This is a genomic window from Enterobacter sp. E14S (genome assembly GCF_055666685.1).
This window is the reverse complement of the sequence record NZ_JBVODQ010000012.1, coordinates 127,663-141,077: the sequence shown is the minus strand read 5'-3', so window position 1 is coordinate 141,077 and position 13,415 is coordinate 127,663. Positions and strand designations below refer to the sequence as shown.

Genomic DNA, 13,415 nt, shown 5'->3' with positions numbered 1-13,415 from the left:
AACTCAGAAGTGAAACGCCGTAGCGCCGATGGTAGTGTGGGGTCTCCCCATGTGAGAGTAGGGAACTGCCAGGCATCAAATAAAAGAACCCCGTACCGTAAGGTGCGGGGTTTTTTGCTTTTGTTTTTCCCTCTCCTCTCCTTGAAACTTTCTCACCTTCTGCTTGCAGACTCGACATTCAAACCATTTCTGGGTATCGTTAGCTGTCTGGATGTCTAAACGTTTATACGTATGCTGTGAGGATATAAAGTTATGCCGATTCGGGTGCAGGACGAGCTACCAGCCGTCAATTTCTTGCGTGAAGAAAACGTCTTCGTCATGACGGCTTCGCGTGCGACAGGTCAGGAAATTCGCCCGCTGAAGGTGCTTATTCTCAATCTGATGCCAAAAAAGATCGAAACAGAAAACCAGTTCCTGCGTCTTCTGTCGAACTCCCCTCTGCAGGTTGATATTCAGCTGCTGCGAATCGATGCCCGTGAGTCACGTAACACGCCTTCTGAGCATCTGAACAACTTCTACTGTAACTTCGATGATATTCAGGGGGAAAACTTCGACGGACTGATCGTGACCGGCGCGCCGCTCGGTCTGGTTGAATTTAATGATGTCGCCTACTGGCCTCAGATCAAACAGGTTCTGGAGTGGGCAAAAGATCACGTCACGTCCACATTGTTTGTCTGTTGGGCGGTACAAGCCGCGCTGAATATTCTTTATGGCATCCCCAAGCAAACCCGCAATGAAAAGCTCTCCGGCGTCTATGAACACCACATTCTTCACCCACACGCTTTGCTGACGCGTGGTTTCGATGACTCTTTCCTGGCCCCGCATTCTCGCTACGCCGATTTCCCGGCCCAGCTGATTCGTGATTACACCGATCTGGAGATCCTGGCCGAAACGGAAGATGGAGATGCTTACCTGTTTGCCAGCAAGGATAAACGCATTGCATTCGTGACCGGGCATCCTGAGTACGATCCGCATACCCTTGCGTCAGAGTATTTCCGTGATGTCGAAGCGGGTCTAAATCCGGATGTACCGTACAACTATTTCCCGAAAGACGATCCGCAAAACAAACCGAGAGCAACCTGGCGCAGCCACGGGAATTTGCTTTTCACTAACTGGCTCAACTATTACGTCTACCAGATAACGCCATACGATCTGCGTCACATGAATCCGACGCTGGAGTAATCTTCTGCACTAAACGATCCTAAAGCGTTTCAGCTATTCAAATCAGGCACCTTCGGGTGTCTTTTTTATTTCCGAAATGTCACTCACCGTTCAATTAAACTTTAATCTCAATAAAATCAATTAATTAATTGCAATTATTAATTAAAATGGAAATTGTTTTTGATTTTAGAAAAAATATAGATAGTCTTAATTCTGCTGAGCGAAAACTACCCAACGATCTTTCGTTCGCATCGGGGGCGTGATTTTGGATCTTTGATGAGGAGCAGAGTAATGACTCAACAGGCAACGACGGTCGATGAACTGGCCTTTACCCAGCCGTATGGCGAGCAAGAACGGCAGGTTTTGACGGCGGAAGCGGTAGAATTTCTGACTGAACTGGTGACTCGCTTTACGCCGCAGCGTAATAAGCTGCTGGCGGCACGTATTCATCAGCAGCAGGAAATTGACGATGGCAAGTTGCCTGGCTTCATTTCGGAAACCGCTTCCATTCGTCGCAGTGAGTGGAAAATCCGCGGCATCCCTGAAGATTTACAGGATCGTCGCGTTGAGATCACCGGTCCGGTAGAGCGCAAAATGGTGATCAACGCCATGAACGCCAACGTTAAAGTCTTTATGGCCGATTTTGAAGACTCACTGGCGCCGGACTGGCGTAAGGTCATCGAGGGGCAGATCAACCTGCGCGACGCCGTGAACGGCACCATCAGCTATACCAACGAAGCCGGCAAAATTTACCAGCTCAAACCGAACCCGGCGGTGCTGATCTGTCGCGTACGCGGCCTGCACCTGCCTGAAAAACATGTCACCTGGCGTGGGGAAGCCATTCCGGGCAGCCTGTTTGATTTCGCGCTCTATTTCTTCCACAACTACAAGAATCTGCTGGCAAAAGGCAGCGGCCCTTATTTCTATCTGCCAAAAACGCAGGCCTGGCAGGAAGCGGCCTGGTGGAGCGAGGTCTTCAGCTACGCGGAGGATCGTTTCAACCTGCCGCGCGGTACCATCAAGGCCACGCTGCTGATTGAAACGCTGCCTGCCGTGTTCCAGATGAATGAAATTCTGCACGCCCTGCGCGACCATATTGTCGGCCTGAACTGCGGACGCTGGGACTATATTTTCAGCTACATCAAAACCCTGAAAAACTATCCCGATCGCGTACTGCCGGATCGCCAAGTTGTGACCATGGATAAACCGTTCCTGAGCGCCTACTCGCGTCTGCTGATCAAAACCTGCCACAAGCGCGGCGCCTTTGCGATGGGCGGCATGGCGGCTTTTATCCCGAGCAAAGACGCAGAGCGGAACAATCAGGTGCTCAACAAGGTGAAGGCCGATAAAGAGCTTGAAGCCCGTAACGGTCACGACGGCACGTGGATTGCCCATCCCGGCCTGGCCGATACGGCGATGGAGGTCTTCAACCGCGTTCTCGGCGACAATAAAAATCAGCTGTTCGTCACGCGTGAAGACGATGCCCCAACGGCTGAAGAACAGCTGCTGGCACCGTGCGCGGGCGAGCGTACGGAAGAGGGCATGCGTGCCAATATCCGCGTCGCGGTCCAGTACATCGAAGCGTGGATCTCCGGCAACGGCTGTGTACCTATCTACGGCCTGATGGAAGATGCCGCGACGGCGGAGATCTCACGTACCTCCATCTGGCAGTGGATCCACCATCAAAAAACGCTCAGCAACGGTAAGCCGGTGACCAAATCTCTGTTCCGCCAGATGCTGGCCGAAGAGATGCGGGTGATCCAGGACGAGCTGGGCGAACACCGCTTCAGCAGCGGACGTTTTGACGACGCTGCGCGCCTGATGGAGCAAATCACCACATCAGATGACTTAATCGACTTCCTGACCCTGCCGGGCTACCGCTTCCTGGCGTAACTCACCACATAACAATATGGAGCATCTGCACATGAAAACCCGTACCCAACAAATCGAAGAGTTAAAGAAAGAGTGGACACAACCTCGCTGGGAAGGCATCCGCCGTCCTTACAGCGCGGAGGAAGTGGTGAAATTACGCGGCTCGGTCAATCCGGAATGCACGCTGGCACAGAACGGTGCGGCGAAAATGTGGAAGCTGCTGCACGGTGGCTCTAAAAAAGGCTATATCAACAGCCTCGGCGCGCTGACCGGCGGTCAGGCGCTGCAGCAGGCGAAGGCCGGTATTGAGGCGATTTACCTCTCCGGCTGGCAGGTCGCGGCGGACGCCAACCTGGCCTCCAGCATGTACCCGGATCAGTCGCTCTATCCGGCTAACTCCGTGCCGTCGGTGGTGGATCGGATCAACAACACCTTCCGCCGTGCGGATCAGATCCAGTGGGCTGCCGGTATCGAACCTGGCGATCCGCGCTTTACTGACTACTTCCTGCCGATCGTCGCGGATGCGGAAGCAGGCTTCGGCGGCGTGCTGAACGCCTTCGAGCTGATGAAATCGATGATTGAGGCCGGTGCAGCGGCCGTTCACTTCGAAGACCAGCTGGCGTCAGTGAAAAAATGCGGACACATGGGCGGTAAGGTGCTCGTTCCGACTCAGGAAGCGATTCAGAAGCTGGTTGCCGCGCGTCTGGCTGCTGACGTGCTCGGCGTGCCAACGCTGGTCATTGCCCGTACCGATGCGGACGCGGCGGACCTGATCACCTCTGACTGCGACCCGTACGACAGCGAATTCATCACCGGCGAGCGTACCAGCGAAGGCTTCTACCGTACCCATGCCGGCATTGAACAGGCGATCAGCCGCGGCCTGGCGTATGCGCCTTACGCGGACCTGGTCTGGTGTGAAACCTCCACGCCGGATCTAGCGCTGGCAAAACGCTTTGCCGACGCCATCCACGCGAAGTATCCGGGCAAGCTGCTGGCCTATAACTGCTCGCCGTCATTCAACTGGCAGAAAAAGCTGGATGACAAAACCATCGCCAGCTTCCAGCAGCAGCTGTCCGACATGGGCTACAAATACCAGTTCATTACCCTGGCCGGTATCCACAGCATGTGGTTCAACATGTTCGACCTGGCGCACGCCTATGCGCAGGGTGAGGGCATGAAGCACTACGTTGAGAAGGTGCAGCAGCCGGAGTTTGCCGCGGGCAAAGACGGTTACACCTTCGTGTCTCACCAGCAGGAGGTGGGGACCGGCTACTTTGACAATGTGACCACGATTATTCAGGGCGGCACCTCCTCCGTCACTGCCTTAACGGGTTCAACGGAAGAAGCACAGTTCTAAATTTTTCCCCCTCTCCCCTCTCGGGGAGAGGGTTGGGGTGAGGGGGAATATATGTCGCGTGGCCTGGAATTGCTGATTGCCCAAACTATTTTGCAGGGCTTCGATGCCCAGTATGGTCGTTTTCTTGAAGTGACATCCGGCGCGCAGCAGCGCTTCGAACATGCAGACTGGCATGCGGTTCAGCAGGCCATGAAGCAGCGTATCCATCTCTATGACCACCACGTGGGTCTGGTGGTGGAGCAGCTGCGCTGTATTACCGACGGTAAAAGCCCGGACGCGGAATTTTTACTGCGCGTGAAGGAGCACTACACCCATCTGTTACCCGATTACCCGCGCTTCGAGATTGCGGAGAGCTTTTTCAACTCCGTCTATTGCCGGTTATTTGACCACCGCTCACTATCTCCTGAGCGGTTATTTATCTTCAGCTCCCAGCCCGAGCGACGCTTTCGAACCATTCCCCGTCCGCTGGCGAAAGATTTCTTTCCCGATCGCGGATGGGAAAAGCTCCTGCATCGCATGCTAACGGATTTACCGTTGCGCCTGCCCTGGGAGAATAAAACCCGGGATATCGGCTATATCCACGCCCATCTCCACGAAACCTTCGGCGCGGAGGTGCTTAGCGATAGCCATTTGCAGGTGGCCAACGAGCTTTTCTACCGCAATAAAGCCGCCTGGCTGGTCGGCAAGCTGGTTACGCCGACCGCCATTGTGCCTTTTCTGCTGCCCATTCACCGTACCGACGATGGGGAACTGTTTGTCGATACCTGCCTGACCACCGGCGCCGAGGCCAGCATCGTGTTTGGCTTCGCCCGCTCCTATTTCATGGTGTACGCCCCGCTGCCTGCCGCGCTGGTGGAGTGGCTGCGAGAGATCCTGCCGGGCAAAACCACCGCCGAGCTGTATATGGCCATTGGCTGCCAGAAGCACGCCAAAACGGAAAGCTACCGGGAGTACCTGCGCTATGTCACCACGGCCGATGAGCAGTTTATCGAAGCGCCCGGCATTCGCGGCATGGTGATGCTGGTCTTTACGCTGCCGGGTTTCGACCGGGTCTTTAAGGTGATTAAAGACAGATTCGCGCCGCAGAAAGAGATGACCGCCGCGCACGTTCGTGCCTGCTATCAGCTGGTCAAAGAGCACGACCGCGTCGGGCGCATGGCGGATACCCAGGAGTTCGAAAACTTTGTGCTGGATAAACAGCAGATCGACCCGGCGCTCATGGCGCTGTTAATGCAGGAAGTGCCCGCGAAAATCACCGATCTGGGTGACAAAATCGTGATTAGCCATCTCTACATTGAGCGCCGCATGGTACCGCTGAATATCTGGCTTGAGCAGTCCGAAGGCCAGGCGCTGCGGGATGCCATTGAAGAATACGGCAACGCGATTCGCCAGCTTGCCGCCGCCAATATTTTTCCGGGCGACATGCTGTTTAAAAACTTCGGCGTCACCCGTCACGGGCGCGTGGTGTTCTACGATTACGACGAAATTTGCTACATGACCGAAGTGAATTTCCGCGATATACCACAGCCCCGCTACCCGGAAGATGAGCTTTCAGGTGAGCCGTGGTACAGCGTCTCGCCGGGCGATGTGTTTCCGGAGGAGTTTCGCCACTGGCTGTGTGCCGACCCGCGCATCGGGTCGCTATTTGAAGAGATGCATGAGGATCTGTTCCGCGCCAGCTACTGGCGCGGACTGCAAACGCGGATCAAAAATGGACATGTCGAAGATGTGTACGCTTACCGCCGCAAGCAGAGGTTTTGCATTAGGTTTGCACCCTCTCTCGCAGGATGAGGACATCATGTTGTCTCCCTCTCCCTGTGGGAGAGGGCCGGGGTGAGGGCATCAGGCCGCACTCAATCTCAACGAATCCCACCATACGCCAGCGTCACCTCTTTCGCCGCCTTAATCACCAGCGCGCCCAGCTCGGTCACGCGGTCATCGGTCATCCGCGAAATCGGCCCGGAGATAGAGATGGCGGCGAACGGCTCGCGGTGCTCGTCAAAAATGCAGGCCGCCAGGCAGCGCAGGCCCAGGGCATGTTCTTCATCATCAAACGAATAGCCGCGCTTGCGGGTCAGGGCCAGATCTTCTTTCAGATGCACGGGCGATACCAGCGTGGCGTGGGTGTAGGCGTGCAGCCCTTTACGGTGCAGCAGTCCCGTCACCTGCTCCTCGCTCAGCTGCGACAGAAACGCTTTCCCCGCCCCGGAGGCGTGCATCGGCAGCTTGCCGCCAATCGGTGCGGACATACGCATCAGCTGCGTACACTGAACCTGGTCGATGATAATCGTCTGATGATCGCTTTGGTCCAGCACCGCCAGGTTGACCGTCTCGCCGGACTCCTCCATTAGCTTGCGCAGAATCGGGTGCACAATCGCCAGCAGGTTGCGGCTCTGCAGGAAGCTGCTGCCGACGATAAACGCATGCGCGCCCACCGCCCAGTGCCCCAGCTCGCCGACCTGACGGACAAAGCCCAGCTGCTGCATGGTGGTCAGCAGACGGTGCGTCGTGGAGTTCGGCAGGCCAGCCTGCTGGGCCAGCTCCGTCAGGGCCACGCTGCTGTGCGACTCGGCTATCCACTCCAGCAGCTTCAAACCGCGCGTGAGCGATTGAACCTGTCCGCCCTGTTGTGCGGCGGCGGTGGTGGCAGCAGGTTTTCTGCCGCGTTTAGCGGGAACGGTCGCGACCATGACGATCTCCTTTTTCTGTATCGTGGAAATCATTTTCGTTTTATTTGGTGAATTTGCAACCGTTATCCTGACTGATCGGAGGAGTGATGGTGAACATGTCTCATGTTACCGCTGTGCGGCTTTTCCACCCTGCGAGATTGTGCCAGTATGGAACGCAGCCTTTTGGCCTTGTTGAGCGTTGTCGGGAGCAAGTGTGAGCAGCAAAGTAGAGCAACTGCGTGCGCAGTTAAATGAACGAATTCTGGTGCTGGACGGCGGCATGGGCACCATGATCCAGGGGTATCGTCTGAGTGAAGACGATTTCCGCGGCGAACGCTTTGCCGACTGGCCCTGCGACCTGAAAGGGAACAACGACCTGCTGGTGCTCAGCAAGCCGTCCGTTATTAAGGATATCCACAACGCCTACTTCGAAGCGGGTGCGGATATCGTTGAAACCAACACCTTCAACTCGACAACCATCGCCATGGCGGATTACCAGATGGAATCCCTGTCGGCGGAAATCAACCTGGAAGCCGCGAAGCTGGCGCGCGCCTGCGCCGACGAGTGGACGGCCCGCACGCCGGACAAGCCTCGCTACGTTGCCGGGGTGCTTGGCCCGACGAACCGCACCGCGTCGATTTCACCGGACGTCAACGACCCGGCGTTTCGTAATATCACCTTCGATCAGCTGGTCGCGGCCTACCGCGAGTCGACCAAAGCGCTGGTGGAAGGCGGTTCCGATCTGATCCTGATTGAAACCGTATTCGACACCCTCAATGCCAAAGCCGCGATTTACGCGGTGAAAGAGGAGTTTGAAGCGCTCGGCGTTGACCTGCCAATCATGATTTCCGGCACCATCACCGACGCCTCCGGCCGTACCCTGTCCGGCCAGACAACCGAAGCGTTTTATAACTCTCTGCGCCACGCCGAAGCGCTCTCCTTTGGCCTGAACTGCGCGCTGGGGCCGGATGAACTGCGCCAGTACGTGCAGGAGCTTTCCCGTATCGCGGAATGCTACGTCACCGCCCACCCGAACGCCGGTCTGCCAAACGCGTTTGGTGAATACGATCTCGATGCCGACACCATGGCGGCGCAAATCCGCGAGTGGGCCGAGTCTGGCTTCCTGAACATCGTCGGCGGCTGCTGCGGCACCACGCCAGAACATATCGCGGCTATGAGCAACGCCGTGGCCGGTCTGCCGCCGCGCAAGCTGCCCGAGCTTCCGGTTGCCTGTCGTCTGTCCGGCCTGGAGCCGTTGACCATCGGCGACGACAGCCTGTTTGTGAACGTGGGTGAGCGTACTAACGTCACCGGTTCCGCAAAGTTCAAACGCCTGATTAAAGAAGAGAAGTACAGCGAAGCGCTGGACGTTGCCCGCCAGCAGGTAGAAAGCGGCGCGCAAATCATCGATATCAACATGGATGAGGGGATGCTCGACGCCGAAGCGGCGATGGTGCGTTTCCTCAACCTGATTGCCGGTGAGCCGGACATCGCCCGCGTGCCGATCATGATTGACTCCTCCAAGTGGGAAGTCATCGAAAAAGGTCTGAAGTGCATCCAGGGTAAAGGCATCGTCAACTCCATCTCGATGAAAGAGGGTGTCGATATCTTTATCCACCACGCGAAGATGGTCCGCCGCTACGGTGCCGCCGTGGTGGTGATGGCCTTTGACGAAGTGGGTCAGGCCGATACCCGCGAGCGCAAAATCGAGATTTGCCGCCGCGCGTACAAGATTTTGACCGAAGAGGTGGGCTTCCCGCCGGAAGACATTATCTTTGACCCGAATATCTTCGCCGTTGCGACCGGGATTGAAGAGCACAACAACTACGCCCAGGACTTTATCGGCGCATGTGAAGACATTAAGCGCGAGCTGCCGCATGCGCTGATCTCCGGAGGCGTGTCGAACGTGTCGTTCTCGTTCCGCGGCAACGACCCGGTGCGCGAAGCGATTCACGCCGTGTTCCTCTACTACGCCATCCGCAACGGCATGGACATGGGGATCGTTAACGCCGGCCAGCTGGCGATTTACGACGACCTCCCTGCCGAGCTACGCGACGCCGTAGAGGACGTGATCCTTAACCGCCGCGACGACGCCACCGAGCGCATGCTGGACCTGGCGGAGAAATACCGCGGCAGTAAATCGGATGAGGCGGCAAACGTTCAGCAGGCCGAGTGGCGTTCCTGGGACGTGAAAAAGCGCCTGGAATACTCGCTGGTCAAAGGCATCACCGAATTTATCGAGCTCGATACCGAAGAGGCGCGCCAGCAGGCATCCCGCCCGATTGAGGTGATTGAAGGCCCGCTGATGGACGGCATGAACGTGGTCGGCGATCTGTTCGGCGAGGGTAAAATGTTCCTGCCGCAGGTGGTGAAATCCGCCCGCGTGATGAAGCAGGCAGTGGCCTATCTTGAGCCCTACATCGAAGCCAGCAAAGAGAAAGGCTCCAGCAACGGCAAGATGGTTATCGCCACCGTGAAGGGCGACGTGCACGACATCGGCAAGAACATCGTTGGCGTAGTGCTGCAGTGTAATAACTACGAGATTATCGACCTCGGCGTGATGGTCCCGGCGGACAAAATCCTCAAGACCGCGCGCGAGGTGAACGCCGACCTGATTGGCCTCTCCGGCCTGATTACGCCGTCGCTCGACGAAATGGTCAACGTGGCAAAAGAGATGGAGCGACAGGGCTTCACCATTCCGCTGCTGATTGGCGGGGCGACCACCTCGAAAGCGCACACGGCGGTGAAAATCGAGCAGAACTACAGCGGCCCGACGGTCTACGTGCAGAACGCCTCGCGCACGGTGGGCGTGGTCTCCGCGCTGCTCTCGGACACCCAGCGCGACGATTTTGTGGCGCGCACTCGCAAAGAGTACGAAACCGTTCGCATCCAGCACGGCCGTAAGAAGCCGCGCACCCCGCCTGTTTCGCTTCAGGCGGCGCGCGATAACGATCTGGCCTTCGACTGGTCCAGCTACACGCCGCCGGTCGCACACCGTCTGGGCGTGCAGGACGTGACGGCCAGCATCGAGACGCTGCGCAACTACATCGACTGGACGCCGTTCTTTATGACCTGGTCGCTGGCGGGCAAATATCCCCGCATCCTTGAGGATGAGGTGGTAGGAGAAGAGGCGAAGCGCCTGTTTAAAGACGCCAACGATATGCTCGACACGCTGAGCGCAGAGAAAACCCTCAACCCGCGCGGCGTGGTGGGCCTGTTCCCGGCGAACCGCGTGGGCGACGACATCGAAATCTATCGCGATGAAACCCGCACCCACGTGCTGGCGGTCAGCCGCCATCTGCGCCAGCAAACCGAGAAAGTGGGCTTTGCCAACTACTGCCTGGCCGATTTCGTCGCGCCGAAGCTGAGTGGTAAAGCCGACTATATCGGCGCCTTTGCGGTGACCGGCGGTCTGGAGGAAGACGCGCTGGCGGACGCGTTCGAAGCGCAGCACGATGATTACAATAAAATCATGGTGAAAGCGATTGCCGACCGCCTGGCGGAAGCCTTCGCCGAGTACCTCCACGAGCGCGTGCGTAAGGTGCACTGGGGCTACGCGGCGAATGAAAACCTCAGCAATGAGGATCTGATCCGCGAAAATTACCAGGGCATTCGCCCGGCGCCGGGCTATCCGGCCTGTCCGGAACACACCGAAAAAGGCACCATCTGGAAACTGCTGGACGTGGAAACCCATACCGGGATGAAGCTCACCGAGTCGTTCGCCATGTGGCCAGGCGCGTCCGTTTCCGGCTGGTACTTCAGCCATCCGGACAGCAAGTACTTTGCCGTGGCGCAGCTGCAGCGGGATCAGATTGAAGATTACGCCCTGCGCAAAGGCATGAGCGTGTCTGAAGTGGAGCGCTGGCTGGCGCCTAATCTCGGCTACGACGCCGACTAAAATCACTTTTCCTTACAACAAACAGGGCGCTCATTGGGCGCCCTGTCTCTTTCTTACGTTTAAACCCTTATACTGAACCTATGGAAAACGAATAACGATAAGGAGGAAAAACTTCCGTGCTGACACTGTTACACCTGCTCTCTGCAGTCGCACTGCTCGTATGGGGCACCCATATCGTCCGTACCGGCGTGATGCGCGTATTTGGCGCGCGCTTGCGTACCGTTCTCAGCAGCAGCGTTGAGAAGAAGCCGCTCGCCTTCTGCGCGGGCATTGGCGTAACGGCACTGGTTCAGAGCAGTAACGCCACGACCCTGCTTGTCACCTCCTTTGTGGCGCAGGATCTGGTGGCGCTGGCCCCGGCGCTGGTGATTGTGCTGGGGGCGGACGTAGGTACCGCGCTGATGGCGCGTATCCTGACCTTCGATCTCTCCTGGCTGTCGCCGCTGCTGATTTTTATCGGCGTTATCTTCTTCCTCGGCCGCAAGCAGACGCGCGCCGGGCAGCTCGGGCGCGTGGGGATTGGCCTGGGGCTGATCCTGCTGGCGCTGGAGCTGATTGTGCAGGCGGTCACGCCAATCACCGAGGCCAACGGCGTTCAGGTCATCTTCGCCTCCCTGACCGGGGACATCATGCTGGACGCGCTCATTGGCGCGGTGTTTGCTATCGTCAGCTACTCCAGCCTGGCGGCGGTCCTGCTGACGGCCACGCTTACCGCCGCAGGGGCGATCTCTTTCCCGGTAGCGCTGTGTCTGGTGATCGGGGCCAACCTCGGCTCCGGCCTGCTGGCGATGCTTAACAACAGCGCGGCCAATGCCGCCGCCCGCCGCGTTGCGCTGGGCAGCCTGCTGTTTAAGCTGGTGGGCAGCCTGATTATCCTGCCCTTTATCCACCCGCTGGCGAACCTGATGGACAATCTCCCGCTGCCGAAGGCGGAGCTGGTGATCTACTTCCACGTGTTCTACAACCTGGTGCGCTGCCTGGCGATGGTGCCTTTTGCCGGGCCGATGGCCCGCTTCTGCGAGCGTCTCATTCAGGACGAACCGGAGCTGGATGCGCGCCTGAAGCCGAAGCACCTGGATACGTCCGCTCTGGATACCCCGGCGCTGGCGCTGGCGAATGCCGCGCGCGAGACGCTGCGCATGGGCGACGCAATGGAAACCATGCTCGAAGGCCTGCAAAAGGTGATGCACGGCGAGCCGCGTGAAGAGAAAGAACTGCGCAGACTGGCGGACGATATCAACGTGCTCTATACCGCTATCAAGCTTTACCTGGCGCGTATGCCGCAGGACGAACTGGCGGAAGAGGAGTCCCGCCGCTGGGCGGAAATCATCGAGATGTCGCTTAACCTTGAGCAGGCCTCGGATATCGTGGAGCGTATGGGCAGCGAGATCGCCGACAAATCCCTTGCCGCGCGTCGTGCGTTTTCAGGTGAAGGCCTGAAGGAGCTGGAAGCGCTGCACGAACAGCTGGTCAGCAACCTCAAGCTGGCGATGCTGGTCTTCTTCTCCAGCGACGTGCCGAGCGCGCGGCGCCTGCGCCGCAACAAGCATCGTTTCCGCATTCTGAACCGCCGCTACTCGCACGCCCACGTTGAGCGTCTGCACCAGCAGAACGTGCAGAGTATCGAGACCAGCTCCCTGCATCTGGGACTGCTGGGGGATATGAAGCGTCTCAACTCGTTGTTCTGCGCGGTGGCTTACAGCGTGATGGAACAGCCGGATGAAGACGACGAGCGGGATGAGTATTAATCTCTGAAAGCGCCTCGCAAAATCGTTTTGCGAGGCGTGACACTTTATAAAGCGCTATTTACTCTTCAAGCCTTACATTTTGAAGGGAATAGAAAATGCTCGTTTATTACGCTACACTTCGCCAATTCATGCGCATTCAGATGGGGGTTCTCATGCGCACTACTCATGGCATCAAAAAATCAGTCAATGTGTCGTTAGCACCAGAAATCCTTGAAGAGGCGCGACGGCTTAAACTGAATCTCTCTGCTGTACTCACGAGTGCACTGCAGGAGCAGTTTCGAGCGCATCAGCGCGCAGAGTGGTTAGCAGAAAATAAAGCTTCTATCGAGGCCATTAACCAGTGGGTTGATGAAAACGGCTCCTTTAGTGATTCTCAGAGATCGTTCTGATGGAGCAATATTTTGCTTATGAGAATGAAGGTAAGGGGAAAACTGCCTATCCCTGGCTAATCAATTTGCAGCATCCCGTGGCCAATGTGATGAAGCATGTGCTGGTCGCCCCTGTAGTTGAGCTTAGCCATCTGGGGGGCATTCAGCCGCCTGCGAAAGTGTGCCCTGTCGTTGAGATAGCGGGTAAGACCTGTGTGGTTATGATGCACATGATGGCTGGCATATCGCCAAAAGAGTTAGGTGAGCGTGTTGCCGATCTTACGCACAACCGGGCTTCATTGCGGGATGCACTCGATTTTTTAATCAACGGTTACTAACACT

The 13,415-nt window shown here is 57.2% G+C and carries 9 protein-coding genes and 1 rRNA gene; 9 read left to right on the top strand and 1 reads right to left on the bottom strand.

Features of this window, described 5'->3' with window-relative positions; translation table 11 throughout:
- The 5 genes from rrf to aceK all read left to right on the top strand — a co-directional run.
- Window positions 1-74, top strand: a 5S ribosomal RNA gene (rrf, locus tag ACZ6J2_RS19735); the annotation flags it as partial.
- Window positions 75-252: 178 nt separating this feature from the next.
- Window positions 253-1,182: a homoserine O-succinyltransferase MetA gene (gene metA, locus ACZ6J2_RS19730; RefSeq protein WP_471726488.1), complete on the top strand. Its 930-nt coding sequence runs from the start codon at window positions 253-255 to the stop codon at window positions 1,180-1,182.
- Window positions 1,183-1,452: 270 nt separating this feature from the next.
- A complete protein-coding gene (aceB, locus tag ACZ6J2_RS19725; protein WP_194401664.1) occupies window positions 1,453-3,054 on the top strand; it encodes a malate synthase A in 1,602 nt (533 codons plus the stop codon).
- A gap of 31 nt (window positions 3,055-3,085) precedes the next feature.
- The gene (gene aceA, locus ACZ6J2_RS19720; RefSeq protein WP_029742132.1) at window positions 3,086-4,390 is read left to right on the top strand and encodes an isocitrate lyase; all 1,305 of its coding nucleotides are present in this window, start codon (window positions 3,086-3,088) and stop codon (window positions 4,388-4,390) included.
- Window positions 4,391-4,441: 51 nt separating this feature from the next.
- Complete coding sequence (aceK, locus tag ACZ6J2_RS19715; protein WP_471726487.1) at window positions 4,442-6,181, top strand: bifunctional isocitrate dehydrogenase kinase/phosphatase; 1,740 nt, start codon at window positions 4,442-4,444, stop codon at window positions 6,179-6,181.
- A gap of 68 nt (window positions 6,182-6,249) precedes the next feature.
- On the opposite strand, the gene iclR is transcribed toward aceK, so the two are convergent.
- Window positions 6,250-7,080, bottom strand: a complete 831-nt coding sequence (gene iclR, locus ACZ6J2_RS19710) for a glyoxylate bypass operon transcriptional repressor IclR (RefSeq protein ID WP_471726486.1) — start codon at window positions 7,078-7,080, stop codon at window positions 6,250-6,252.
- Between the two features lie 193 nt (window positions 7,081-7,273).
- On the opposite strand from iclR, the gene metH reads away from it, so the two are divergent.
- The 4 genes from metH to ACZ6J2_RS19690 all read left to right on the top strand — a co-directional run bounded on the left by metH (window position 7,274) and on the right by ACZ6J2_RS19690 (window position 13,411).
- On the top strand, window positions 7,274-10,957 hold the full coding sequence (gene metH / locus ACZ6J2_RS19705) for a methionine synthase (RefSeq protein ID WP_471726485.1): 3,684 nt from the start codon (window positions 7,274-7,276) through the stop codon (window positions 10,955-10,957).
- A 116-nt stretch (window positions 10,958-11,073) separates the two neighbouring features.
- Window positions 11,074-12,705, top strand: coding sequence for a Na/Pi cotransporter family protein (locus tag ACZ6J2_RS19700; protein ID WP_471726484.1), 1,632 nt, complete (start codon window positions 11,074-11,076; stop codon window positions 12,703-12,705).
- A 95-nt stretch (window positions 12,706-12,800) separates the two neighbouring features.
- Entirely contained in the window at window positions 12,801-13,094 is a 294-nt protein-coding gene (locus ACZ6J2_RS19695) for a type II toxin-antitoxin system CcdA family antitoxin (RefSeq protein ID WP_471726483.1), read from the top strand.
- Window positions 13,094-13,411 carry a CcdB family protein gene (locus tag ACZ6J2_RS19690; RefSeq protein ID WP_471726482.1) on the top strand — a complete coding sequence of 106 codons (318 nt, stop codon included), beginning with the start codon at window positions 13,094-13,096 and terminating at the stop codon, window positions 13,409-13,411. Before ACZ6J2_RS19695 ends, ACZ6J2_RS19690 begins: the two co-directional genes overlap by 1 nt.
- Window positions 13,412-13,415 lie beyond the last annotated feature (4 nt).